General features: G+C 57.4%; 23 protein-coding genes. 11 read left to right on the forward strand and 12 right to left on the reverse strand.

The genetic code is table 11. The annotated features are described in order from the left end of the window. Positions 1–59: 59 nt before the first annotated feature. The gene (gene rsfS, locus BGIM_RS0104310; protein WP_020468569.1) at positions 60–446 is read right to left on the reverse strand and encodes a ribosome silencing factor; all 387 of its coding nucleotides are present in this window, start codon (positions 444–446) and stop codon (positions 60–62) included. Between the two features lie 377 nt (positions 447–823). Between rsfS and BGIM_RS0104315 the strand changes: the two genes are divergently transcribed. From BGIM_RS0104315 to BGIM_RS0104325, 3 genes are read left to right on the forward strand one after another with little or no spacing between them, the layout of a single operon-like run. Further along, positions 824–1,813 carry a phosphoglycerate dehydrogenase gene (locus BGIM_RS0104315; RefSeq protein ID WP_020468570.1) on the forward strand — a complete coding sequence of 330 codons (990 nt, stop codon included), beginning with the start codon at positions 824–826 and terminating at the stop codon, positions 1,811–1,813. A gap of 59 nt (positions 1,814–1,872) precedes the next feature. Next, the gene (locus BGIM_RS56900; protein ID WP_020468571.1) at positions 1,873–3,075 is read left to right on the forward strand and encodes a 3-keto-disaccharide hydrolase; all 1,203 of its coding nucleotides are present in this window, start codon (positions 1,873–1,875) and stop codon (positions 3,073–3,075) included. Between the two features lie 43 nt (positions 3,076–3,118). Further along, complete coding sequence (locus BGIM_RS0104325) at positions 3,119–3,559, forward strand: TIGR03067 domain-containing protein (RefSeq protein ID WP_020468572.1); 441 nt, start codon at positions 3,119–3,121, stop codon at positions 3,557–3,559. A gap of 10 nt (positions 3,560–3,569) precedes the next feature. Here the strand turns inward: BGIM_RS0104325 and BGIM_RS0104330 are convergent, their stop codons facing one another. Further along, positions 3,570–4,841 carry a DUF1552 domain-containing protein gene (locus BGIM_RS0104330; protein ID WP_020468573.1) on the reverse strand — a complete coding sequence of 424 codons (1,272 nt, stop codon included), beginning with the start codon at positions 4,839–4,841 and terminating at the stop codon, positions 3,570–3,572. Positions 4,842–5,166: 325 nt separating this feature from the next. Here BGIM_RS0104330 and BGIM_RS0104340 point away from each other — a divergent pair, with 325 nt between their 5' ends. After that, positions 5,167–5,526, forward strand: a complete 360-nt coding sequence (locus tag BGIM_RS0104340; protein WP_020468575.1) for an RNA recognition motif domain-containing protein — start codon at positions 5,167–5,169, stop codon at positions 5,524–5,526. 78 nt (positions 5,527–5,604) lie between these two features. Here the strand turns inward: BGIM_RS0104340 and BGIM_RS48620 are convergent, their stop codons facing one another. Beyond that, entirely contained in the window at positions 5,605–6,318 is a 714-nt protein-coding gene (locus BGIM_RS48620; RefSeq protein WP_020468576.1) for an RluA family pseudouridine synthase, read from the reverse strand. 84 nt (positions 6,319–6,402) lie between these two features. Then, positions 6,403–6,957 carry an HU family DNA-binding protein gene (locus BGIM_RS61115; RefSeq protein WP_020468577.1) on the reverse strand — a complete coding sequence of 185 codons (555 nt, stop codon included), beginning with the start codon at positions 6,955–6,957 and terminating at the stop codon, positions 6,403–6,405. Positions 6,958–7,233: 276 nt separating this feature from the next. On the opposite strand from BGIM_RS61115, the gene BGIM_RS0104355 reads away from it, so the two are divergent. The 5 genes from BGIM_RS0104355 to BGIM_RS0104375 all read left to right on the forward strand — a co-directional run bounded on the left by BGIM_RS0104355 (position 7,234) and on the right by BGIM_RS0104375 (position 14,690). Beyond that, the gene (locus tag BGIM_RS0104355) at positions 7,234–8,454 is read left to right on the forward strand and encodes a glycosyltransferase (RefSeq protein WP_020468578.1); all 1,221 of its coding nucleotides are present in this window, start codon (positions 7,234–7,236) and stop codon (positions 8,452–8,454) included. 197 nt (positions 8,455–8,651) lie between these two features. Beyond that, the gene (locus BGIM_RS0104360; RefSeq protein WP_020468579.1) at positions 8,652–11,429 is read left to right on the forward strand and encodes a 2-oxoglutarate dehydrogenase E1 component; all 2,778 of its coding nucleotides are present in this window, start codon (positions 8,652–8,654) and stop codon (positions 11,427–11,429) included. Between the two features lie 58 nt (positions 11,430–11,487). After that, positions 11,488–12,690, forward strand: coding sequence for a 2-oxoglutarate dehydrogenase complex dihydrolipoyllysine-residue succinyltransferase (gene odhB / locus BGIM_RS0104365; protein WP_020468580.1), 1,203 nt, complete (start codon positions 11,488–11,490; stop codon positions 12,688–12,690). A gap of 172 nt (positions 12,691–12,862) precedes the next feature. Continuing rightward, positions 12,863–14,269 carry a dihydrolipoyl dehydrogenase gene (gene lpdA / locus BGIM_RS0104370; protein WP_020468581.1) on the forward strand — a complete coding sequence of 469 codons (1,407 nt, stop codon included), beginning with the start codon at positions 12,863–12,865 and terminating at the stop codon, positions 14,267–14,269. Positions 14,270–14,282: 13 nt separating this feature from the next. Further along, positions 14,283–14,690: a hypothetical protein gene (locus tag BGIM_RS0104375; RefSeq protein WP_157368605.1), complete on the forward strand. Its 408-nt coding sequence runs from the start codon at positions 14,283–14,285 to the stop codon at positions 14,688–14,690. Between the two features lie 461 nt (positions 14,691–15,151). Here BGIM_RS0104375 and BGIM_RS0104380 read toward each other — a convergent pair whose 3' ends face one another. Further along, positions 15,152–16,345 carry a hypothetical protein gene (locus tag BGIM_RS0104380; protein ID WP_020468583.1) on the reverse strand — a complete coding sequence of 398 codons (1,194 nt, stop codon included), beginning with the start codon at positions 16,343–16,345 and terminating at the stop codon, positions 15,152–15,154. Between the two features lie 102 nt (positions 16,346–16,447). Here BGIM_RS0104380 and BGIM_RS0104385 point away from each other — a divergent pair, with 102 nt between their 5' ends. Then, on the forward strand, positions 16,448–17,794 hold the full coding sequence (locus BGIM_RS0104385; protein WP_020468584.1) for a hypothetical protein: 1,347 nt from the start codon (positions 16,448–16,450) through the stop codon (positions 17,792–17,794). A gap of 81 nt (positions 17,795–17,875) precedes the next feature. Here the strand turns inward: BGIM_RS0104385 and BGIM_RS0104390 are convergent, their stop codons facing one another. The 5 genes from BGIM_RS0104390 to BGIM_RS0104410 form a co-directional block, all read right to left on the reverse strand. Further along, positions 17,876–19,276, reverse strand: coding sequence for a Gfo/Idh/MocA family protein (locus BGIM_RS0104390; RefSeq protein WP_020468585.1), 1,401 nt, complete (start codon positions 19,274–19,276; stop codon positions 17,876–17,878). 134 nt (positions 19,277–19,410) lie between these two features. Further along, positions 19,411–19,974 carry a 3'-5' exonuclease gene (locus BGIM_RS0104395; RefSeq protein WP_052639751.1) on the reverse strand — a complete coding sequence of 188 codons (564 nt, stop codon included), beginning with the start codon at positions 19,972–19,974 and terminating at the stop codon, positions 19,411–19,413. 108 nt (positions 19,975–20,082) lie between these two features. Then, a complete protein-coding gene (locus tag BGIM_RS48625) occupies positions 20,083–21,354 on the reverse strand; it encodes a serine/threonine protein kinase (protein WP_052639642.1) in 1,272 nt (423 codons plus the stop codon). Between the two features lie 142 nt (positions 21,355–21,496). Then, complete coding sequence (locus BGIM_RS0104405) at positions 21,497–21,988, reverse strand: hypothetical protein (protein ID WP_020468588.1); 492 nt, start codon at positions 21,986–21,988, stop codon at positions 21,497–21,499. Next, a complete protein-coding gene (locus BGIM_RS0104410) occupies positions 21,985–23,370 on the reverse strand; it encodes a hypothetical protein (protein WP_157368606.1) in 1,386 nt (461 codons plus the stop codon). The genes BGIM_RS0104405 and BGIM_RS0104410 overlap by 4 nt, the downstream gene beginning before the upstream one ends. A gap of 19 nt (positions 23,371–23,389) precedes the next feature. Here BGIM_RS0104410 and BGIM_RS65525 point away from each other — a divergent pair, with 19 nt between their 5' ends. Further along, positions 23,390–23,551: a DUF6800 family protein gene (locus BGIM_RS65525; RefSeq protein ID WP_020468590.1), complete on the forward strand. Its 162-nt coding sequence runs from the start codon at positions 23,390–23,392 to the stop codon at positions 23,549–23,551. Here BGIM_RS65525 and aroA read toward each other — a convergent pair. Continuing rightward, positions 23,548–24,870, reverse strand: coding sequence for a 3-phosphoshikimate 1-carboxyvinyltransferase (aroA, locus tag BGIM_RS0104420; protein WP_020468591.1), 1,323 nt, complete (start codon positions 24,868–24,870; stop codon positions 23,548–23,550). The two genes, BGIM_RS65525 and aroA, sit on opposite strands and share 4 nt — an antisense overlap. Further along, positions 24,867–25,601, reverse strand: coding sequence for a tRNA pseudouridine(38-40) synthase TruA (gene truA, locus BGIM_RS0104425; RefSeq protein ID WP_020468592.1), 735 nt, complete (start codon positions 25,599–25,601; stop codon positions 24,867–24,869). Before truA ends, aroA begins: the two co-directional genes overlap by 4 nt. Between the last annotated feature and the right edge of the window lie 67 nt (positions 25,602–25,668).

Below are 25,668 nucleotides of genomic sequence, written 5' to 3' on the forward strand. Positions count from 1 at the left end.
ATGATCCGGTCGCGGCGTCGAACCGCGATTTCACAAGGGTGAATGGCGAAGGGGTTTCCTTACTCGCGTTCCCAGTCGATTCGCGGAGCGTCAGCCCAGAGTTCTTCCAGGTTGTAATAGCTGCGCGTATCAGGGTCGAAGACATGCACCAGCACGTCCCCGTAATCTTGCACAATCCATTTGCTGGCCTGATATCCCTCAATGCCGCGACGCGAGTCGCCGACGGCCTTCAGGGAATCATCGACTTCCTCGGCCAGTGTGTGAATCTGCCGACGGCTGGTGCCGGTGCCGATGACAAAGTAATCGTATAGAGGGTGAATTTTGCGAAGGTCGAGGACGGTGATGTCCCTGGCCTTGTGGTCCCTCAAAGTGCGGGCACAAATGGCTGCTCGCTCGAGGACCGGGGGAATGGTGCGGATTTCTGATTCAATGGTCGCGGTAGTCAAGAGACCTCCTCCAAGTGGAAATAGGTGGAGGAAGGGTTGTATCGGCAAGCCGAACGCGACCGCGTTGGGATTGTGGCCGTGGAACACCTCCTCCGATGATCCAATTGGCACGTGCGACGATCCCGAACACATGTCGGGACACCTACTTAATCATCGCCGCGCCGGGGTTAAAGTCAAGCGTTTCCCCCCTGTTTTCACCGCTTCCGCATGTTGTTTCCCCCATGATTGTCAGGTATTTCCCGTATTGGCTCCTGAAATCAATTGACGCTTGGACACCGGATAATCGCGGAGGTTCCCGCGAAACGACGATTTTCGTCGCCGATCCGGTTCCTATCATCCCCTCTGCGACATCGCCGACTCTCCCAGAAAGTCCTCCCATGCCGAAAGTATTGATTGCTCCCGCCCCCCTCGCCAATATGACCGGCAGCCATTTGGACGTGCTGACCGCCGCCGGATTTGAACTCGTTTATCCGTCCGTGGCCCGGCAAATGGTCGAAAGCGAATTGCTTGCCATCCTGCCGGGTGTTTCCGCCGCTGTCGCCGGTTCGGAACCGTATAGCCGCAAGGTGTTTGAAGCCAATCCGCAATTGAAGATCGTGGCCCGTGTGGGCGTGGGGTATGACGCCGTCGATGTGCAGGCCGCCACGGATCACGGCGTGGTGGTCGCCACCGTGCCGGGGACGAATCAGGACGCCGTCAGTGAACATGGTTTCATGCTGATTTTGGCGCTCGCCAAACACCTCATGCGACAGCATCCCGCCATCCGGGACGGAGGCTGGCCCCGGCAAGCCAATGTGCCGCTTCGGGGAAAGACCCTCGGCCTCGCCGGGTTGGGTCGTATCGGCAAGTCGATGACCATCCGGGCCGAAGCGTTCGGCATGAAAGTGATCGCCCATGATCCGTTCGCGGACAAGGTGTTTGCCGAACAGCACGGCATCGCTTTGGTGAGCCTTGAGGACTTGTTCCGGGAATCCGACTACGTCTCGCTGCACATGCCCCTGAATCCGGGCACGCGGAAGATCATCAACGCGGATATGCTCAAACTGATGAAGCCGACGTCGTTCCTCGTGAACACGGCCCGTGGCTCGATCATCGACGAACCCGCCCTTTATGAAGTCCTGCGAGACAAGAAGATCGCCGGGGCCGGGTTGGATGTGTTTGACGAGGAACCGCCCCTCAAAGACAATCCGATTCTGCAACTCGACAACGTCGTGATGACCGCCCATACGGCCGGCGTTGATCAACAATCCATCGCAGACATGGCCTTGCTCGCGGCCAAGTGTGTCGCGTGGATTTCAAAAGGGGAATGGCCGACGGAATGCGTGGTGAATCCCGAAGTGAAGGCCAAGTTCAAATGGAGCGTCTGAACTGATCGTCGAGGCATAAGCTAATCCCACCCGCTCGCCCATCATCCGGAGTCATTTCCATGCGTCGTTTGCTGCTGCTTTGTGCCCTGACGGCTTCCCCGGCATTTGCCGCCGACCCGAAGGAAGAGGGGTTCACGCCTCTCTTTAACGGCAAGGATCTCACCGGTTGGGTGAACGTGAACGGACATCCAAGCACCTTCTTCGTGAAGGACGGGATGATTATCACCACTGGCACGCCGACCGGGTTCATGCGAACCGCCAAGCAATACGAGAACTTCATCCTTGAGATGGAGTGGTTCCATGTGAACACCAAGGAAGTCGGCAACTCCGGGCTGTTCGTGTGGGGCGATCCGCTGCCGGCCGTCGGCACACCGTACACGCGGGGAATTGAAGTCCAGGTGCTCGTCAATCTCAACGTGAAGGATTCCTATACGAGCCACGGCGATTTGTTCAGCATCTGGGGCGCAAAGTGCAAGCCGGACCGCCCGCATCCGAAGGGGTGGGAGCGTTGTCTGCCGAGCGAACTGCTCTGCAAAGGGGGCGGCGAATGGAACCATTACCGCGTCGAGGCCAACAACGGCGTCATCAAGTTGCAAGTCAACGGCAAGGAAGTCTCCGGCGTGAGCGAATGCAATCCCCGCAAGGGCTACCTCGCCTTGGAATCGGAAGGGGCCGAGTGCCGGTTCAAGAACATCAAGATCAAGGAATTGCCAAGCACCAATCCGAATCCCAAGGAAATCGCCGAGGAAGCCAGGGGACACACCCTGCTTTACAACGGGCTGGACTTGAACGGGCTGACGGTTGCCAAGGACAGCGGTTGGAAAGCCCGCGTCGGAAGTCTGTCCCACGGTGGCAAATCAGATGATGACCCAATTTGGACCAGCAAAAAATACGGCGATGTTGAAGTGGTGTTTGACTGGCAAATCCCGGCGAAAGCCGAAGTGAAGAAGACGCGGCTTCTATTACGCGGCAAAGACGGGCTATCCGTGGATATTTCCTCCAGCGGGAGCGTGAGCGTCATGCGGGGGAAAGGCGGGGTCGGAACCGCAAAGCCGGGGGCCTCTGTCAAGAGCGGCGGGGCTTGGAATCGTGCGGTGGTCAGCCTGAAAAATGGATCGGCTAACGTAAAACTCAATGGCGTTGTCGTGATGGAAAACTTTAAACTCCTCAGTTTCGCCGAAGGTTTGAAAGAGGGGGAAATCGGCTTCTCGGCCGACGGCCCGATCAACCTGATGCATCCGTATGTGTTAGAGTTGAAGTGATATATGTTGTTTTATTGATTTATCAAAACCACGAGAGCTTGTGATGATTCGTTTCAAGTTGTTGGGCGTTCTGATGTTTGTCGGTTTCTCCGCGACCGTCTTCGCGGAGGATGACCAGGCCAAAAAGGATCTCGAGAAATTTCAGGGTGTCTGGAAGGTGACGGCCTACGAGAAATCGGGTACGAACGCCCCGAAAGATCGCCTCGAAAAGCTTGCCTTTACCTTCAAGGAAAGCGAGATGAGCATGAGCATTGGCCCGAAGGAATCGAACACCATCAAACTGGACCCGTCCAAAAAACCGGGGCAACTGAATATCACCGACACCCAGAAAAAGGTGACATATGGCATTTATGAAATCGACGGGGACACGCTGAAAATGTGCTTCAGCATGGCCATTGGCGACGAGACCAAACGCCCCGTGAAGTTTGCCACGGAAAAGGACAGCAACACCATTTTGATGGTGTTGAAACGCGAGAAGAAGTGACTCCTGTCCTTTACCCTTCCAAGCCTCTCATTGTCCCCGTGCTGCTGGCAAACTTGTCCAGCGGCAACCCCATTCGGTTGAGCATCGAGACATAGAGATTCGGAAGCGGGTAGTTCTTCTTCACGTCAAAGGCCAGGTGACCGGCGTGTTTGAAGCCGCCCCCGGCCAGCAACACCGGCAAGTTCGTGTTTGCGTGGGAGTTGGCGCTTCCCATCGGCGTGCCGTAGAGGACCATTGTCCGGTCGAACAGGTTGTCGCCTTCTTCCTTCACTCCCGCCAGACTGTCAAGGAAGCCGCCGAGGGTTTTGAACAACGCCGATTCGATTCGGAAGAGTTGGTCGAGGGACTCCGGCCGGTTGCCGTGATGGGTCAGCGAGTGTGTTTCCTCCTTGACGCCGGGCACTTCGGGAACGACCGAGAACGTGTTGATGAACAAACTCACCACGCGGGTCGAGTCGGTTTCCAATCCCATCTTCACCACATCAAGCATCAACCGGACACGCTCAATCAGTTTCTTTGATTCGGCAATGTCGGCCGGTTCCGGGGCGGGGGCCTTGGGCTTCGGCTTGCGTTCCCATTCCTGGGCTTGTTGCAGTTGCACCTCAAGATCGCGGACGGCCGAGAAGTATTGATCCATCCGGCGCCGGTCGGCCGGGCTGAGGTCTTTGTTCAGGGTCTTGGCCCGGTCGGAGACAAAATCAAGCAAGCTTCGACCCCGTTGCAAGTCGGCCAGCCGGTCTTCCACTTCCGTAGTTTTGCCTTGCAGGAACATCTTGCGATAGAGGGCCGCCGGCGAGCGTTCCGGGGGAACCTTCACGCCGCTGCGCGAAAAAGACATTCCTTGATTGCCTTCGGCATTGATCGCCAAGGTGAACGAGCCGAACCGGGTGATCGCCCCAAGACGCTCGGCCGCCAGTTGATCCAGCGAGATCGTGCTTTTGAATGCGGAGCTGCCGGGGTGCGGCGTCGCCGAGAGAAACGCCCGCTCGGCCTCATGGGCGCCGTCTACATCCGGGTGAGAGACCCCGCTGAAAACGGTGAACTTGCTGCGGTGGGCCTTCAGAATTTCCAAATAGGGTGTGAGCGCATAATCCTGACCCGCTTCCTTTGGGAAGAAGTGTTGCGGCAAAATCCCCATGTTGGTCTGGATGGCGACCATGCGACGGGGCGCGGGCGTGGCAGCCCTTGCCACCCGCGGTAGCATGGCCTCCAAGGTCGGCAGGGCGATGGCCACTCCCGCTCCGCGTAAAAATGTCCGGCGGGACAAGACTTGTTTTGGCATTTCAGTTACTTTCGTGAATTCGATTCACGCAACAAATTTTTGGAGAGTTTGGCGGGTGATATGAATTATTGCCGAACTCACGCGGATTGCCAACGAAAATCGCCGTCATGGAAAAACCCGTAATTTTCTCGCGTTTTGTGATGTTTTCACGGCAAATCCGGTTGTGGGATATTGATCGTTTCGGAGAAGGAATTATTTTGTGTGAAAATAAGGTGTGCAAGATCATCAAATCGGGTAGCATGATGGAATGGCGGGCTTTTTGCCTGTCTTGAAGATGGCCACAATTCCGTGCCCGCTTCTCCAGTCTGCTTTGTAGAGATCCACGATGGCGAAGAATTTGTATGTCGGCAACATGGCGTTCTCGACGACCGAGGACCAACTCCGGGAGACCTTCTCGCAGTACGGAACGGTGACGAAAGTCCAGCTCATTATGGACCGGGAAACCGGTCGTCCCCGGGGGTTCGCCTTCGTTGAAATGAGTGACGGTGGTGACCAGGCCATCGCGGCCCTGAACGGAACGCAGCTTGACGGCCGCGCCCTGACGGTGAACGAAGCCAAGCCCCGCGAAGGCGGCGGCGGTCGCAGCGGTGGTGGCGGCGGCTACGGTGGTGGCGGTGGTCGCAGCGGTGGCGGCGGCTACGGCGGTGGTGGCGGCGGCGGTGGCGGTCGTCGCGACCGTTACTAATATCGAAGAATAACAAGAAACATCCGGCCCCGACAAGAACGCTTGTGGGGGCCTTTTTCGTTGACACATCTCACATCGTCACATCCGGCCGGCCAAAAGATAAGCGAAGCGGCCCCGCCAGCTTTTGGGGATTTCGGCGGTCAGTGTGATTGGCTCATGACGGATCGGATGAAGAAATGTCAGCGAGCGGGCATGAAGTCCGATGCCGTGGCCAAAGTTCAACCGAGAGCCATATTTGTGGTCGCCGTACATTGGTCGGCCACGCGAGGCGAGTTGCACGCGAAGTTGATGCGTGCGGCCGGTTTGCGGGCGAATGTCGAGCCAGGCAAGGTTCTCATGCGTTTTGACCGTCGTGTAGTGTAATAACGCGGCCTTGGCTTCCGGTGTGTTTGGCGGGACGACATGCACCACCCCGGTGGTGTGATTCTTCAGCAGCCAGTCTTCCAATGTCCCGGCCAGGGGCCACGGTCGAGGCTCCGTGTCGGGGATCTCCACCATTCCCCAATAAGTCTTCTCAATGGCGTTATCCCGGAATTGCTCGCTAAGGCGGGCCGCTCCTTTGCTGGTGCGGGCGAACAGCAGAACGCCGGTCACAGGCTTGTCGAGCCGGTGGACCACCCCCAAGAAGACATTGCCGGTCTTTTTGTACTTTTCCCGAAGATAGTCCTTCACCAACCGGTCGACGGTTTCGTCTTCGCCATCGAAATGCGCGCTCGGCCACCCGGCGGGTTTGTTCACCGCAATGAGATGATTGTCTTCGTAGAGGATGTCGAGCGTTTGGGAAAATGACATAGATCCAACCCGGAATGCGGAACTCGAAACGAAAACCCAGACCCTGAAGTTCTCGATTCTAGTTCCGGATTCCGGGTTGGATCATTATCCCGCCATGCTTTCCGGAACCGGGATGACCGGAATCGGAGTCGGTGTTCCAATATCCGGCGTCCCGATGTCCGGTGTGCCGTTCATGCTTGGAGTTGTGTCAATCGGCGGAAGAGTGACCGGGGTTGGTTCCGTCGGCGGAACGACTTTCGGGGCCTTCTTGGGTTTTCCCTTCGGCGCCGGGGCGGCATCAGCGGCCTTCGCCTTTTTGGCGGCGGGCTTTTTCGGGGCGGCGTCCGCCTTGCCCTTTTTGCGCTTCGGTTCGTGAACCTTGGCTTCCACGCGAACACGCTCTTCCATCTCCTTGCCCGGTTGGAACGTGACAACGTTCTTTTCAGGGACGAAGACTTTCTCGTCCGTTCGCGGGTTGCGCGCCCGGCGGGCCTTCCGCTTCTTCACCTCGAAGACGCCGAAGTTGCGGAGTTCGATGCGTCCGTCCTTGATGAGCGTTTCGATGATGGCATCAAACGTCCATTGGACGATTTCCTTGACCTTCAATTGGGTCAAGTCGGCACGGTCGGAAATTTGTCGAACGATTTCTTTTTTGGTCACGGATCGGCTCCCGCCAAGGGCTGGGGTCGAATGGCACTCCCGGCGTCAAACTTATGCAGCGTAACAACTAATGTCAAGCAAAAAGATCGGGTTGTGACAGTTATGACGATTGAAGCAGCAAGCAAGATATCAGCAAATTCCCCGGAAAATCATGGGAAAACGTCGTCCAGAGGGGCTTCGCAAAGCTCATGGCAAAATGTTTTTGCTTAAATGCTTTCGGGCATAACATGTTAAATGCGAATTGTCCGTCGGCCATTTTCGGGAGACAACGTGCCGATGCATGTTCTTTTCGTTCACCAGAATTTTCCCGCCCAATTCGGCCACGTCGCGGGGCACCTGATTCAACGCCACGGTTATCGTTGCTCGTTCGTCACGGAGAAGCGGGCGGGCGTCGTGTCCGGCATCGAGTGCATCCAATACAAGGTCGTCGGCGGGGCCACCGAGCAAAACCACTACTGCACCCGGACTTTTGAGAATTCCACCCGGCATGCGTTCGCCGTCCACGAAGCCCTCAAAGCCCGGCCGGACATCAAGCCCGATCTCATTGTGGGGCATTCCGGTTTCGGTTCGACGTTGTTCCTCAAGGAACTTTATCCCGACGTTCCGATCATCAATTACTTCGAGTATTTTTACCGCACGCGGCAATCGGACATGGATTTCCGAAAAGACTTTCCATCGCAACCCATTGATGCGTTGCGGGCGCGGGCCAGAAACGCCACTCTCCTGTTGGATCTCGAAAATTGCAACGTTGGCTACAGCCCCACGAAGTTTCAAAAGAGTTTGTTTCCGGCCGAGTTTCAGCCCAAGGTCCGGCAAATTTTCGATGGCGTTGACACATCGATTTGGAAGCCCATGCCCAACCTGCCGAGGGTGATCAACGGCCGGGCGATTCCCGATGAATTAAAGGTTATCACCTACGCCACCCGCGGAATGGAATCCATGCGGGGTTTCGACATCTTCATGAAGGCGGCCAAAAAGATCTGTGATCGCCGCAAGGATGTGATCTTTCTGATCGCCGGCCAGGATCGCGTCTGTTATGGCGGCGATGCCAAGTTCACTGGCGGCAAGACCTTCAAGGAGTGGGTCTTCTCACAGGATTCCTATGACGAATCTCGGTTTGTGTTCCTCGGGCTGATCCCGCCGCCCGAACTGGCGAAACTCTTCAACATCACCGACGTGCATTTTTATCTGACGGTCCCGTTTGTTCTTTCATGGTCGCTTGTGGATGCGATGGCCTGCGGGGCGACGATTCTTGCCTCGGACACCGCCCCGGTGCGGGAAATGATCCGGCACGGCGAGAACGGCATCCTCACGGACTTTTTTGATGTCGAGGCGTTCGCGGAATACGCGATTCAATTGCTTGATCGACGGGACGAATATCGGATTCTTGGAGAGACCGCTTCCCGGCAAATCCGGGAGGCTTACAGCGTGGATGTTTGTTTGCCGCAAATGGTTGACTTGTACGAAGAAACGGTCAACGGGGCGAAATCCTCCTGAAATCCTCCCAAAATGCCCGTGACGATCGGATTATCCGGTGTAAGCTCAAGACAGGCAGACGTTTCGGACCACCCCGGCGGGCACTTCCTCTCCCGGCCGCCGGGAAATCATCAGAAGACCGGTTGCACTCCGGGCTATCATGATGGTAGAGCATTCATACCCTCAATACCCGACCTCGCCGGATTCCGGACCAGACCATGTCCACCCCCACTTTTGCCCGTCGTGAGAATCTCGAAGTCATCGAAGAGTATTATCGGCGGTGGAACGCCGATCCGGCTTCGGTGGATGATCGCTGGCAGGCATTCTTCGAGGGTTTTGAACTCGCGGGTTCCCGGCCAGCACTCAGCGGGGATGACACCAGCCAGACGGACATTGTTCGCTTGGTGATGCACTATCGCAACATCGGGCATTTGCAGGCCCATTTGGACCCCCTATCGGACAAACCCGATGAGCATCCGCTTCTTGCCCTTGCCCAATGCGGATTAAGCGAAAAAGACCTCGACCGAACCTTTGATTGCTCCGCGTTCCACGGCATGAAGAATGCCACCCTTCGCGAGTTGGTGACCGCCCTGACAGAGACTTACTGCAACACGGTGGGCGTCGAATACATGCACATCCAGGACACGGCCGTCCGTGAATGGATCAAAGCCCGCATCGAACCCCGCCGGATGCGGCCGAATCTTTCGGAAAAGCAAAAACGCCGCACGTTGATGATGACCCATTACGCGGAAGCCTTTGAGCGGTTTTTGCACACACGCTATCAGGGTCAAAAGCGATTCTCCCTCGAAGGGGCCGAGACGCTCATCCCGGTGCTGGATGCGATCATCGAAAAGTCCCCAAGCCTCGGGGCGAAAGAATTCGTGATCGGCATGGCCCACCGGGGTCGGCTCAACGTGCTGGCCAACATTCTCCGCAAGCCGTACCAGAACATCTTCGCCGAATTTGAAGACAACTTCCTTCCGGATTCGATTGATGGCGACGGGGATGTCAAATACCACTTGGGCTACTCAAGCACCGTTGACACCGCCGATGGCAAACGAATTCACCTGTCGCTGACGCCGAACCCGAGCCATTTGGAGGCGGTGAATCCCGTCGTCGAAGGGCGAACGCGGGCCAAGCAACGCAGCCACCAAGATAATGATCGCACGGCCGGCGTCCCGCTGCTGATTCACGGCGATGCCGCCTTTGCCGGTCAGGGGGTGGTGGCCGAGACGCTGAACCTCGCCAATCTTGAAGGCTACACGACCGGCGGCACGGTTCACGTTATCGTGAACAATCAAATTGGCTTCACCACTTCGCCGGTGGACTCCCGGTCGACGACGTATTGCAGCGACGTGGCCAAGATGATCCAGGCCCCGATCTTCCACGTCAACGGGGAGGATGTCGAGGCGTGCGTGTTCATCGCCGAACTGGCCATCGAGTTCCGGCAAACCTTCAAGCGTGACGTGGTAATCGACATGTATTGTTATCGCCGTCACGGGCACAATGAGGGGGACGAGCCGGCGTTCACACAACCGTTGATGTATGCCAAGATCAAAAACCGTCCGGGCGTCTCGGCCATCTACACGGAAAAGCTGATCGCCGAAGGGAGCTTGGAACGCCAAGAGGGCGACGAACTGGCCGAGCGGTTCCAAAACAAACTGGACACCGCCCAACGGGAAATGCGGGAGAGCGCGCCCGGCCGCCGGGGCATGTCGGCTTTCAGTGGCACATGGAAATCGCTGCAGCCGAAGTATCACCCCGAACCGAAACCGACGAAAACCAATTCCAGCATCGAGACGCTCAAGCAGGTGATTACCCACCTGACCACCGTTCCGGCTGGTGTGACCGTCAATCCAAAGGTGACGCGACTGCTGGAGCAACGCCGGGAAAACGTGCATTTGGGCCGCAACATCGACTGGGCGACCGCCGAGGCCCTGGCGTTTGGCTCATTGCTGGTGGACGGCCATTCCGTCCGGCTCACGGGACAGGACTGCCGCCGTGGCACATTCAGCCAGCGTCATGCGTCGCTGACGGATGCCAACAACGGCAAACGGTATGTGCTGTTCGACGGACTGGCGAAAGAACCGGCTTACTTCGTTGTTTACGACAGCCTTTTGAGCGAAGAAGCCGTTCTCGGGTTTGAATTCGGTTTCTCGCTCGACGCCCCGCTCACGCTGGTGCTTTGGGAAGCCCAATTCGGCGACTTTGTGAACGGCGCCCAAAGCATCATCGACCAATTCATTGTGTGCAGCGAATCGAAGTGGCAGCGGTCCAGCGGCATCGTGATGCTTCTGCCGCACGGGTACGAAGGGCAGGGGCCTGAGCATTCGTCCGGCCGGATGGAGCGATTCCTCCAATCGTGTGCCGAGGACAACATCCAAGTTTGCAATCTCAGCACGCCGAGCCAGTATTACCACGCCCTGCGGCGTCAGATGAAACGGGACTTCCGCAAGCCGCTGGTCATTATGACGCCCAAGAGTTTGCTGCGTCACAAGGAATGCGTCTCGGCCATCACGGACTTCACCGACGGCCACTTCCGCGAAGTAATCGACGACACCACGCCGCGACCCGACCGGATTCGCCGGGTGGTGATGTGTAGCGGGAAGATCTATTACGAACTGCTGGAAAAGCGGACGAAAGACGACGTCGCCATTGTCCGGTTGGAACAGTTCTATCCCTTCCCGGAAAACATGCTGCGGGAAGCCCTGAGCCGTTACAACGGGGCCGAGATGGTTTGGGTCCAAGAAGAATCCCAAAACATGGGCGGTTGGGGCTTCGTCGAACCCCGTTTACGGGCGATGGGCCACAACGTGTCGTATATCGGCCGGGACGCCAGCGCTTCCCCGGCGGTTGGTTCGTTGAAGATCCACCAGCGGGAACAGGGCGAATTGATTGAGGCCGCGTTGTTCGGCAACTCCGGCCCGCATGTCATCGGCTCCGCAAAGCGTCCGGAAACCAAACAAATGAGCCTGGACGGCCACCAGACGGCCTGACGGTCCGTCGGGCATTCTTGGCGAATATTTCTCCCACCGAAGCGGCGAAGAGTGAATCATGCCAATTGAAATCAAGGTTCCCACCATCGGCGAGTCCATCACGGAGGGCCGAATCAGCCGATGGCTGAAGGCCGATGGCTCTGCGGTGAAACGGGATGAGCCGGTGTGCGAACTGGAAACGGACAAGGCGACCGCCGAAGTCCCCGCCCCGGCCGCCGGGGTGTTGAAGCACATCGCCAAAGAAGGCGACACGGTCGCCATCGGAGCGGTGATCGGCTCCGTGGATGAAAACGCCAAAGCGACTGCCGCCGCCCCGGCCGACCCTGCTCCGAAAGTGGCCGCTCCGGCGGCTGCCGCGAAGGAACCGGCCGCACGGGAGGCCATGCTTTCCCCGGCCGCCAAGCGGGCGGCTGAAGAAGAGAAGATTGATCCCAATTCGATCAGCGGCTCCGGTCGCGGTGGTCGGGTCATCAAGGAAGATGTTTACGCGGCCAAAGCGGCTCCGGCCGCCTCACCGGCACCGACTCCTGCCACGCCGCCGCCGGTTTCCGCTCGCACCGGTGAACGTGAAACCCGCGAAAAGATGACCGGCATCCGGCAGCGAATTGCCCAACGCTTGGTCGAATCGCAACAAACCACGGCCACGCTGACGACCTTCAACGAAGTGGATATGTCGGCGATCATGGCACTGCGGGAGAAGTTCAAGGACAAGTTCAAGGAGAAGCACGGCGTCGGCCTCGGCTTCATGTCGTTCTTTGTGAAAGCCTCCATCGAAGCCCTGAAGGCATTCCCGCTCGCCAATTCGCGGATCGATGGTGGCGATATCGTCAAACAACATTTCTACGACATCGGCGTGGCCGTCAGCACCGAACGCGGGCTGATGGTGCCAATCGTGCGCGACGCGGATCGTCTGAGTTTTGCAAACATCGAAAAGAAGATCGTTGAGTTGGCCGTGAAGGCCCGCGATGCCAAGATCGGCATTGGTGACTTGCAGGGGGGCACCTTCACGATCACCAACGGCGGCGTGTTCGGATCGCTTCTGTCGACGCCGATTTTGAACCCCCCGCAGACGGCGATCTTGGGGATGCACACCATTCAAAAACGCCCGGTGGCCGTGAACGATCAGGTCGTCATCCGTCCGATGATGTACCTGGCGCTCTCTTACGATCACCGGCTGATTGATGGCCGCGAGGCGGTGCAGTTCCTCGTGCGGATCAAGGATTGCGTGGAATCACCCGAGCGGATGTTGTTGGAAATCTGACCCCTGAAGAATGACCAATGACCAATGACCAATGACCAATGACCAATGACCAAACCGTGAAGCCGCGACGCGAAGTCATCGGAGTGAGGCATGTCGGCTAAACGGTTTGGTCATTGGTCATTGGTCATTGGTCATTGCATTGGTCATTCGTTCAATAAATGAACGAGAGATCATGGCCTCATTTGATTTGGTCGTCATTGGCGGCGGACCCGGCGGTTATGTGGCGGCGATTCGGGCGGCCCAACTCGGTATGTCGGTCGCCTGTATCGACAAACGCCCGGCGTTTGGCGGCACCTGTCTGAACGTCGGCTGTATCCCGAGCAAGGCACTCCTCGATTCCAGCGAATTGTTTCATCTCACTTCGCATAATCTCGGCCGGCACGGCATCAGCGTTTCCAAGGTCTCTCTTGATCTCGCCGCGTTGATGAAACGCAAAGATGGCGTGGTCAAATCGCTAACCGATGGCATCGGTTTCCTGTTCAAGAAAAACAAGATCACTCCGTTTACCGGCACCGGCAAACTGTTGGCCGGCAACAAGGTACAAGTCAACAAGGCCGACGGCAGCACGGAAACGCTGGAAGCCAAGAACGTGTTGCTCGCCACCGGCAGCGAGATCATCGAGCTTCCCTTCATGAAGTTCGATCACGAATATGTCGTGAATTCAACGGACGCCTTGAAGTTCTCAAGTGTGCCGAAACACCTCATCGTCGTTGGTGGCGGTTACATTGGCTTGGAACTTGGTTCCGTGTGGGCGCGACTTGGATCGAAAGTGACGGTGCTGGAATTCCTGCCGCGAATCCTGCCGCTGACGGATGGCGAACTGGCGGGCATGGTGAAAAAATCCCTCGAAAAGCAGGGATTGGAATTCCATCTCGACACCAAGGTCACCGGGGCGAAAGTCAGTCGCGGCCAAGTGACTGTGACCACGACCGGCAAGGATGGCGCCGAGAAGACCTTCACCGGGGACAAGGTGTTGGTGGCCGTCGGCCGCAAGCCGTTCATCGACGGTTTGGGGCTGACCGAGGCGGGCGTGAAGTTCGACCCGAAGACGAATCGTGTCGAGATCAACGACAAATACCAAACCAACGTGCCCGGCGTTTATGCCGTCGGCGACTTGGTCGCCGGGCCGATGCTGGCCCACAAGGCGATGGAAGAAGGCGTGGCCTTCGCGGAAATTCTCGCCGGGAAACCCGCGCATGTGAACCATGACACGATTCCGAGCGTGATTTATATTTGGCCGGAAGTGTCGAGTGTTGGCCCGACTGAGGAACAAATCAAAGAAAGCGGGCGGGCCTACAAAGTCGGGAAGTTCCCGTTCTCGGTCAGCCCGCGGGCGAAGTGCATGGATGAATCCGAGGGGGTGGTGAAGATCATCACGGATGCCGCCACGGATCGCGTGTTGGCCGTCCACATCTTCGGCCCACGGGCATCCGACATGATCGCAGAGGCGGTCACCATCGTCGAGTTTAAGGGAAGCGCCGAGGACATTGCCCGCATCACTCACGCCCACCCGACGCTCTCCGAGTCGATGGCCGAGGCCGCACGGGCCGCTTGGGCCGGCGCTCCGTTGCATGCGTGATTGAGGGGGAATCGTGAGCTGGTCGTGCGTGTACAAGTTGCCTTGGCGGGAACTCGACCGGCCGAAGATTGAGGCGGCGATTGAAACCGTCCTCGGGCAATTACCCGACCGGCCCCGTGATTCCGAAGTGGTTTTCCGAAACAAATTCACGGTCGTCTGGAACGTCGAGGTGTTCCCGGAAGAAGAACGCCTCTGGAGCGTGATGGGCGACCCGGACGTGTTGTTTCGGCAACATGAGATCGAAGAAGACGATTCGCTGTTTGTCACCATCCATTTTCATTCGATCCCCGGCGAAGACCCGCCGCAAACATGGTTCGAGTTCGACAGCGGCCAATCCGCCAACCGCCTCATGTCCGGTTGCGCGATTCACCTCGTCGAATTACTTGGCCGCCATTTCGGCGTGTCATGCGAGCCGGGGTAGGGGCCTCACTATCCCTCAGATCGCGGATAAAAGGATTTTGGGCCACATGACTCATTTCACCATCCGGAGATCAATGTGGCGTGGTGATTTTGGGCCATTTTCAATTGGTCAAAATCGCTGCGCATTTGCCCAAAATCATTAAGCGACCCCTTTGTTTTTCTGGGGGTTTTGAAAAATAGTGTTCAGTTGGCCCACTGTTTTTGACCACTTTTGGGGTATCCAACTGTCCAAAAATGGTCGCCGGAGAGCTGTTTTTAACCTATTCAGGCCACTTTTGGGGCCGATTTTGACCGGTTTTGAAATCTGGAAACCAGAAGCTCTGTAGCGTGTTGCTCGTCAGGCGGTGTCAGCGGCGGGGGGGTTTGCAAGTTGTGACAGCCAACCCCGCCGCTGACGCAGCGGGGGTCTTAAGGGGCGGGAAAGACATCCGATTCATTGCATCCGACGGGCGACTTTGCTTTTCACTTCTTCCCGAAACAAGTCGGATCGATGGCCAGACATTCGATGGCCAGGCGGCGGGCATCGTCCGTCGATCCCTCGGCACAGGCTTCCTCATAGGCCTTCAGCAACAGTTTTAACTGGTCGTTACCCAGCAATTTCACGGGACTGTCGGTTGCCTGGCATTTTTCCCTGCAAGGTTCTTCGGCGGGCAAAACAAGCGGCGTGAGGATTACCAACAAGTGATCGGTTTCCACGCCATAGCCCACGTTTCTGAACAATCGATTGATGTAGGGAATTCGGGCAATCGTCGGCGGCGGGGCGAACTCTTTGCGAACCTCATGGGATGCCGTCCCGGCATAAAGAATCGCCGAGTGATCTGTCGGGATCGCCAGTGTGTCTTTGACGCCACGGGTGATTATTTTGGGCTGTTCGATGTATTGCGTGAAGGCCACTGGTGCCGCGGGCGAACCATTCGGCAAGCGCGTGGGCAGGTTGATGGTCACTGGCTTCATCGGAACCGTTCCGTCGGCCATTTCCCGGACCCGCACATCGGCCGTCAGTTTTACGAATCGTCCGTCGGCGCTCGGAATGGCCGACAGGGCCATCTTGGTGCCGATGTCGAACATCTCGACGCGGGGCACAAAGACTTTCCGGTCACCGTCACTTTCGAGCTTCACATCCGTGACAAAATACCTGTGATCCACCACTTGAATGCTGGCGGGCTCACCGGCCATCATGGTGATTTTCGGGGCCTGCATTATGTTCGTCGCAGGATCGGCTTGGAACTTTTCCATCAAAGGGCGCAGGTCGTCGTTTTTCAGGAACTGAACGCGACGGGTTTCATCCGGGCTGGTCGGGTTGGCTTCAAAATTGACGCCAATCCGTACGATGCCGTTGGAACTGACTCCCCGGATCTCCTGCGGAATCGCGGGGGTGTCTCCCGATTGGAATCGCAGGGATTTCATCATCTCATCGGACACCCGAACCAACCGGACTCCGCAGGAGATTTGCGTCTCCACTTGGATCGGCTTGACCGCCATCATCACCGCCAGTTCCCGCGAGAGCGGGAGCGTTTGCTTGATGGTGAACGAGGAAGGCAACACGCCGGGCATCGGCCGGGTTTCCGGCGAATTGGCGTCCCTCAGTTTCTCTTGGGCCATCAGCGGGGCGGCCGCCAACAAAGCAGCCAACGCCAATCGGGGGGATCGTCGCATTTTGAACGTACTCCAAGGTAAGACAATCTGGCCGCAGAGGCATATCGTCAACCGGGAGTGATTGTCAAGCCGAGACGCGAGTGTCGGACACGGAGATGCTTCATGGGCCGATTCCTGATGCTGGCGGGCATCTTGTTCAGCGCCGGATTGCTCACAGCCAAGGAACCCGCCCAGCCGAGACATGAGCCGAAACCGAGTTTTTTGGCTAACGACCAAATCAAACTCGGTGTGGATTTGAATGTCGGTGGAGCGATCACTTATCTGAGCGTCGCCGGGCGGGACGACAACATCGTGAACAACTGGGACTGGGGCCGGCAAATCCAGATGTCCCACTACGCCGGTCCGGTTCCCTTCGTCGTTGGCGACAAAAAACCGGCCGATCATTGGAAGCATCTGGGTTGGAATCCGGTGCAGGCCGGGGATGATTTCCGGAATCCTTCCAAAGTGTGGGATTCACGGAATGATGGCAAAGAGATTTATGTGAAGTGCGCGCCGATGCAGTGGCCGCTGAACAATGTTCCGGCCGATTGCACGTTTGAATCGTGGATTTCCTTGGAAGGTTCGACCGCCAAAGTGCGGAGCAAGATCACACTCAACCGCGAAGACAAGACGTTTTATCCGGCCCGGATGCAGGAACTTCCGGCTGTTTATGTGAATGCTCCCTACCACCGCTTGATGACCTGCAAGGGAGAAAAACCTCAGACCAACGAGAAACTGTCGCAAATCACCTATGTGCCGACGCGGGATCAACCGTGGACGAGTTGGTTCGCCGGGGAGTGTTGGGCGGCACTGGTGAACGACGATGATTTCGGCCTTGGCGTCTGCCATCCCGGCTGTCATCGCTTCAGCGGCGGTTTTGCCGGCAAGCCCGGTCCCGGCGGCACCCATGATTCAAGCACGGGTTATCTCGCCCCCAATTTTGTCGAACATCTCGACCATCACGGCGAATACGAGTTCACCTATTTCCTGATTGTCGGCAAACTCGCGGACATCCGGACAGAGGCTTTGAAAAGACTTCCCAAACCGGCCATCCCAAGCTGGACTTTCACCAAAGACCGCCAAAACTGGTATTACCTGAACGCTCGTGATTCCGGTTGGCCAATTCAAAATGGGCTCGCCGTCGAATTGTCGAAGGAAGATCCGCAGCTCATCAGCCCGACCTTTTGCGTTCCAGCCGCCGATGTGCCAATGTTTCGCCTCGCGGCCGCGTTTAAAGGAAAAGAGCCAAAGGCTCAACTCTTTTGGGCCACTCATGAAAAGCCCGGATTTGCGGAGGCCAGATCCCTGACGTTCCTGCTCAATCCGGACGGCGAATATCGAGATTACGCCATCAAATTGGCTGGCCACCCGGAATGGAAGGGAACCATCACCGACCTGCGATTTGATCCCACTCCTTCCGGTGCGGAGAGAACGAGCATCAAGATCAAATCGATGGCGTTGGGAAAGTGATTCATCATGTTAATGACAAGAGGCCGGAATCGCAGGACGATTCCGGCCTCTTGTTTTACGGTTCAAAACGGAACACTTGGTTCAAGCCTTTTCCGTAATCTCCCAGCCCTTGCGGTATTCCTTGCTCACCATCAGGTTGGCGGCCGCGTCGTTGGTGATCTTCAAGGTGGCGGCATCGAATTCGAGCTTCTTGCCGGACCGGATGGCGATGTTTCCGAGCAGGATGGCTTCGGTCAGCATCCCGGCGATGTCAAAGTTCGAGTAGGCGACTTCCGGCTTGCCATCCCGGATGGCCTTCGCCCATTCGTCCTTCATCCCCTGATCGCCCCGGCCATTGATCGGCAGGCGTTCCGGTTTGCCCAAGTTTGCCACTTCGGTTCCGATGATACGGAATTGAGCGCCGTAATCGTTCGGGGAGAACAGAATGGCCTTGCTGCCGACGATGATCGAACCGCTGTCCGCGAGCTTTTCCTTTTCCTTCAACACCTTGGCCAGCAATTCTTCCGGAGGCAGCACCTTCTTACCGCCCCGCTTCCCTTCATACCAGTAGAACTTGAGGGCTGCTTGGTGCGGCTTGTCGCCACGTTTGGGGTAATCAAACGCGATTTTGGCCGAGGAGGGATAGGTTTCCGTGTTCACGTCGGTGGCGTCGGCTTCGATGATCGTCGGGCTGGTGAGTTCGCAAGCCCGGAAGGCCATGTTGGCCGTGTGGCAGGCCATGTCACCGAGGGCGCCGGTGCCGAAGTCCAACCAGCCGCGCCAGGCGAAGGGGTGGTAACCCGATTGGTACGGCCGCATCGGGGCCGGGCCGATGAACTCTTCCCAGTGCACGTTGGACGGGATCGCCTTCATGCCCTCGGCTCGTTTCATGACGCCGGGGGCTTGCGGCCAAATGGGGCGATTCGTCCAGACGTGGATTTCTTTGATCTCGCCAAGCAGACCGTCTTGCACCAGTTCCACGCCACGGCGGAGACCGTTCTCGGCGGAGCCTTGGTTGCCCATTTGGGTGCAAACGCCAAACTTCTTGGCGGTTTCTCGCATGAGGCGGGCTTCAAACACCGTGTGGGTCAGCGGCTTTTGGCAGTAAACGTGCTTTTTCATCCGCATGGCCATGATGCTCGGCCAGGCGTGGTTGTGGTCGGGGGTCGAAACGACCACGGCGTCGATTTCCTTCCCCTTTTCTTCGAGCAATTTCCGGTAGTCCGTGAACTTGGCGGCTTCCGGCCATTTTTTGAGTTTGGCCGCCAGATTGTTTTCGTCGATGTCGCACAAGGCGACGATCTGGCCGATGTTTCCGGCTTGGTCGATGTCGCCCGAACCCTTGCCGCCGACGCCGACGCCCGCGAAGCGGATTTTGGAGGAAGGCTCGTCGGCCGCCCGCACGGCGGTGAGTTTGTCGGCCGTCATGAAGTAACCGAGGGCCGCCGCCGAGGAACCGATGAACCAGCGACGGTCGATCGGACGATTGATCTGGTCGGACATGGGAGAGATACTCCGTGAAAGAACACGATTTGGTGGTGGGTGGTAGTGTAAACGGGGCGACGGCGGGGTGCAAATGATTTTCGGTCGTCGAACGTGGAAAAACTCATTCATTGACTCGGACGAGAGTCCGCTTTTCACCGGACGAAATTGCCAGCCAAGTGCCCCTGCATTCGGGCGGCGATGACGATTCCCGCGCAGGCCAGCGCATCCGATTCGGCATGGTGATGGTTCAGCGGGATGCCGAGATGCCGGGCCACATCCGGCAGACGGTTTGACCGGAGTTGCCACGCTTTCCGGGCGATTCGCACGGTGCATTGAAAGGGCACGGGCGGCAGCGGCAATCCGCTGACGCGGCAACATGCCTCCAATACCCCGCGATCAAACGAGGCATTGTGGGCGGCGAGAAATTCAACGCCTTCCAGCAATTCTGCGGCTTTCGGCCAGACTTCGGCGAAAACAGGCTCTTTTTCCACATCTTTCCAAGTGATGCCGTGAACGTAGGTGAACCGCATGTTCTTCCGGGGCGGCCGGATCAAAAAATGGGCCTTTCGCGTGACCTTGAGACCGTCCACCACGATGATCCCGACGGAACAGGCACTATCCGCCCCGTGATCGGCCGTTTCGAAGTCGATGGCCGCAAACCGCCCCGGCGCGATGTGCGGAGTCGGGGGATCCTCGAACAAGTTCAATGAATTCATCAGCGGGAACGTCCTTGCGCGGGCACGGTACGGATGTTCATTGATTGTGCCGGGCAGGGCAACCCCCGGCAAGATGATTTTGGCGGAAGTGTGTTGCCGAACGGGTCTTCACAAAGCTCGGATGACAAGGACCATTGCCAGGCCCGCAATCAAGAAGGCGATCAGCCAGTGGAGCTTGCCGAGGAGGTGGTAAACCTGTTCCCTGCGGGACATCACCTCCGGCGAGCGATGATTCACCAGACGAAGGGCTTTCAGCGGGATTTCATCCGTCCGGGAATGGGCCACCGCATCCGGATGATAGACAGGCAGGCCGGAGCAAGTGGTGGAGGCCGCGTCGCTTAACGTGTCCCCGGAAGGCGTCACAAACGGTCGCAAAGCCTCCACGAGTTCGCCCGGATGTTGGTAGCGGTCACGCGGCTTCTTTTGCATCAAAACGCGGATGACCGCCCCCAAAGGGGCGGGAAGATCGGGCCGCAGTTTCTCCGCCGGGATGGCGTCTTCGGAAAGTTGCTTCTGCAAAGCGGTGACCACGTCCCCGGATTCAAACGGCGGTCGGCCTGTCAGCGTGTAATAGAGGGTGCAACCAAGGCTGTACAAATCACTGCGAATGTCGGCTGAGCGGGAATCCCGGATTTGTTCCGGGGAGATGTAGTTCGGTGTGCCGATCATCATGCCCATTTGGGTGACGCCGCCATCGTCGTCGTTCAAATCCCACCGCTCAAAGCGAGCCAAGCCCAAATCAAGCAGTTTGACGTTCTGGCCGTCTTGGGTCACCTGAATGTTGCTCGGCTTGATGTCCCGGTGAATCAGTCCGGCGGCTGACACATATTGAAGGGCAATGGCGATTTGAAAGGCATAACGAGCGGCCATATCCCACGATAACACGCCCTGCTGACGGACGAGTTGCCCGAGGTCGAACCCCGGGACATATTCCATGACGCAAAAGATCCGGCCGCCGGCCACATCCGCGTCCAGGGCATGAACGATGTGCGGATGACGCAGGGAGGCCAATGCCCGGATCTCCCGCAAAAAGCGGGACATCGCGACGGGGTTTTTCGCCTGGCTCTTTCGCAGGATCTTCAATGCGGCGGGTGTGCGTAGTTTGGCGTGTTCGGCCCGAAAGATTCGGCCCATGCCTCCCTCGCCCAACGGTTCCTTCAGGACATAAGAACCGAGTTTCAGATCCCGCCCTTTCCCCTTGGACAGTATGTAAGCCTGATAAGGAGTGAGCCATTTCCGAAACACCAATTCGGGAAGGAGGATGTTCCAATCCCGGCATTTGGGAAATATCTGGGAGCGGAGTTCGTCGAATTGTTCGCCAGTCAACAATCCCGCTTCGGAGAGATTATCCGATATTTGCGAGAATGGTGTTGCGAGCATGAAAGTTGTCAGATCAATTGGTGCAAATTAATGATTCAACGACTTTATGAAACACGCTTGGGCAATTGAAAGTCCACCGATGAACAACCATAGCACATTCTAAAAAAAGAATATGGTTTTCATGGAAAAATCAGTCCAGCCCTCAGAAATTACCTGAACGGCCTTTATTTTCAGCAGATTGTTCTGCTTGGTCAAAATTTGACATGGCTTGATCGGGGGACATGTTAAAAATAGCCCGTCCTTCCGTGAGCCATTCCCCGGCCCGAAAATGGAAGACGGCCGTGATGGTTCGTGGAATCTTTGAGGCTTCACACTCTTCCATGTCACCGTCAGGAAGCGGATCGAGTCGAATGTCCATTGCCACCAAACCAGTGAACTTTCGCGTGCGACGATCCCGGACGAGCACCAGTTCCCCGGTCATCGTCCCCTCGGCCCATCGAAGACCCCGTGGTTTGCCACTTTGGTTGGCGGCCAGCAGAAACATTTCGGCCAGCCGTTCCCGCTGGAGCCGAAAAGCTTCCTTGGCCCGTTCCGTCTGCACATCTTGCCCAAGACGGTATAACCACCAAGCCGCGAGCAAGACCGCCAACCCGGCGACGGGCACAAGCAACGGCCACAAGTGAAGGCTGTTCAAGGAGAGTCGCCCTCGCGGAGCATTTCGTAATAAGTGTACCGATTTTTCTTTAACAGCCGCATGGCGGCGATTATTCGCTTCCGAACCTCGTCGTCGTCCGGGTAAAATTTCTTGGTGATCTCAAGTGGAGATTTGCCCTCCCTTACCCATTGTTCCCATTCTTTCTCGACAGGAAGCACACGTTTCTCCCCGTCCCGAAATCCGCTAACGATGTTGATCGGCGTCATGATTACCACGGCTGCCGCAAACGCACCCAAAAGCCGTTCCAGTTTTTGACTCGAACGATCCATCAGGCAGGCGAACCATATGGTAAACAGGGCGGGGAGAGTGATCCAACCGTACCTCCAGGCGAACCCCATGTCGTCCTCGAAGCCGGATCGACCCCAGCCGATGCCAAAGGAAACGCCGGCCGATCCCGCCAGCATAGCCATCAGACCCCACCAGCGGAGACGGTTTTCGCTGTCGGTCAACAGGTTGCGGGTGATGACAAGGAAGGTTCCAATGCCCAACAAAAGCATCACGATTCCGATGAACGGCCAGATTCCGGTGGCCGCCGGACCCACGGCCACGGCTTGGGCTTCTAACCCGACCCGGATGGATTCAAAAATCCCGGCGCTTGGCGGGTGATGGCCGGGCCGCCGGTAACCCTGGCGATAAAGCCAGATGTAAACAGGCACGGTTAATGCCAATGGTCCCAGTGTCAACCGTTGGAGCGGGGAAAGCTTTCCGGTAAAAGCCAGCCACCCAACCCATGCCAGACCGACGGAACCATAGGCCAAACCGGCCGCCCCACACATCAGACTGGCGATGCCCATGAGGCCGACCTGAAGCCCCCGGCGAAAATGGTTTTGCGGAGTGACCGTCAGCATTCCAACAAGCTGACCGCATGCCAGAACCAAGGCGAACATGAAACAAATCTGGTAACCCATGTACAAATTTTCCGCCTGCCCGCATTGAAGAAGCAGCATCGGAAAAACAGCATCCGCGAGGCTGGCCCGTCCGCGGATTTTTCGGGAAAAATTCATCAGTCCGAGGGACAGCATTGAGACGCCGAACAGGCTGACATAGCACCCGGTTCGCAGATCGCCGGTGATCCAAAAAAGCGTGAGATACAGGACGCGGGGCAGCGGAAAGCGATGTTCATTATGCAACTGCCAGAGCCAGGGAAGAGCGGGTTCTTCCCCGTAGAGGGCTTCAACGAAATCCCACTCGTCCACAAAGGGATTTGTGAGGGCGTATCGCCAGACGAAAACCAACCCCTGAAGGACCATGACAGCCCAGACGGCGAGGAGAATTCGACGGACGAGACGTTGCCGTCCGCTTGTCGCCGGTTCGCCCGGCGCATACGGTAAGCAGACGGGATATTGTGCGGACTCACTCATTTTTCGGGGATCTTGGGACATGGTCGAACGTCGCATCGAATTGGATCGTCGCTATCACCGTAAGGAAAAGATGCGGAAGCTCAAGCGAAAGCTGCTCACCGCCACGGGTGAAGACAAGGCCAAGCTCCTTGGCAAGATCAAGGCTCTCAGCCCCTTCTGGACGGAACCGAAGAAGGTTTAAGTTGGAACAGTTGGCGACAGCCAACGATCAAAGTCATTCCAAAACCCCGGATATGTCTTCACGACACAGCCGGGGTTTTTGACGGTCACACCCGGCGATTTCAACCCCGCCAACGCCAGACTCATCGCCATCCGGTGGTCGTTGTAGGTCTCCACGGCCGCCGGTCGCACGGGTCCGGGGTTGATGGTGATCGAGTCTTCCGTTTCTTCGACACCAATCCCCAATCTCCGCAGTTCGGTGGCCAGCGCGCTTAGGCGATCCGTTTCCTTGTGACGAATGTGGCCGACGTTTCTGATCGTCGTTGGGCCGGTCGCAAACACGGCGATCACTCCCAGTGTCATCACGGTGTCGCTGATCGCGTTCATGTCCACATCAATGCCGTGCAACGGCCGACCGTGGATGGTGATTCCCTGATCGCAAACTTCCACGCGGCAACCCATTTTTTCCAGGCAATCGACGAACGCCACGTCTCCTTGAAGACTTTCACGAGTCAGATTGGAAACCGTCACCCGCCCGCCGGTGATGGCGGCGGCCGCGAACCAGTAGCTTGCCGAGGAGGCATCAGGTTCGATGGCAATCGAACCACCAATGAACGTCTGCCGGCCTGGAACACGATAAGTTCTGCCACCGTCTTGAACTTCGACGCTCAGGCCGCACTGTCGAAGCAGCGAGAGCGTCATGGCGATATAAGGTTCGGAAACCAGAGGCCCGGTGATCGTCACTTCCGTGTCGGCTTCCGCAAAGGGCAGGGCGAGCAGCAAACCACTGAGGAATTGACTGCTCTTATCGGCCCGCACGGAAACCCGGCCCCCCTTTAATCCATGAGCCTCCAACACAACCGGGGGACAACCCGTGTCTGCTTCACTGCGGGCGTTTACGCCAAGTTGTGTCAAGCCGTCCAGCAAATCGCCGATGGGGCGTTCCCGCATGCGGGGAATCCCGTCGAGCCGGTAATGGCCGTTTCCGAGAGCAAGCATGGCCGTCAGAAAGCGGATGGTCGTCCCCGAGTTGCCAACGAACAACTCCGCGTTAGTTTTCGGAATCTTCGAGTCGTGATTGGCATCAATTCGTTCGACAGTGACTTCTTGCTTGCCCCATGCCTCCGTCACTTGCCAGCCGAGGCGGCGAAGGCAGTCGATCATGACTTCCGTGTCTTCGCTTTGCAATGCTCCGGTGAGCGTGCAACGCGGACTCATGGCGGCCAAGACCATCGCCCGGTTGGTGAGGCTTTTGGAACCCGGCACGTCAACCGTGACATTGAGTGTGCCCGTGAACGGCGTGATTGTCAGGGCGGCGGGATAATGATGCGACGAACTCAATAGCTCACCCTCATGAGAAACAATCCGGCGGCCGGGGCGGTGGGGCCGGCTTCACGCCGGTCTTCAGCCTTTAGAACCTCGGCCACTTTTTCTTCCGGCCAGTATCCCCGGCCCACGTTCATCAACGTGCCGGCGATGGTGCGGACCATGTTGTATAGAAAGCCGTCCGCCTCCACGTCCAGCCAAATGTATTCACCGGCCCGATTCACGCTCAGATGTGTGATCGTCCGCACGCTGGTGGCCCGGTTCGGCCAGTTCGTTTCAAAACTGTGAAAATCATGCGTGCCGACAAGTGACCGGGCGGCCCGTTGCATGGCGGCGACATCCAGTGTTTGATGGCTGATGGAGTAATACTTGCGAAGAAACGGATCGCGGATATTCGTGTCCCGAATCACATAACGGTACAGCTTCCGCACGGCATCACGATTGGCGTCAAAGGTGTCTCCGGCCTCTTTGCATTCCCGCACCGCCATGTCATCCGGCAATTTGGCGTTCAACGCCTTGCGGAATGAATCCGGGGTCATCGTCGCGGGTGTGTAGAAATTCACCACCTGCCCGACAGCATGGACCCCGGCATCGGTGCGGCCACTGGCGTTGGCCTTCGGCCGGCTCCCGGTGATTTGTTCGGCCGCCAATTCGAGAGTTTCCTGAACCGTGCGCAATCCCGGTTGGATTTGCCAGCCGTTGAAATCCGTCCCGTCGTAACTCAGGACGATCTTGATGTTCCTCATAGAGCGGGAAACTCGAAATCAGAAGACTTCTCGCAAAGTTCGCAAAGATAGCAAAGCTCGCAAAGAG

The sequence above is a fragment of the Zavarzinella formosa DSM 19928 genome (assembly GCF_000255705.1).
GTDB classification, from domain to species: Bacteria; Planctomycetota; Planctomycetia; order Gemmatales; family Gemmataceae; genus Zavarzinella; species Zavarzinella formosa.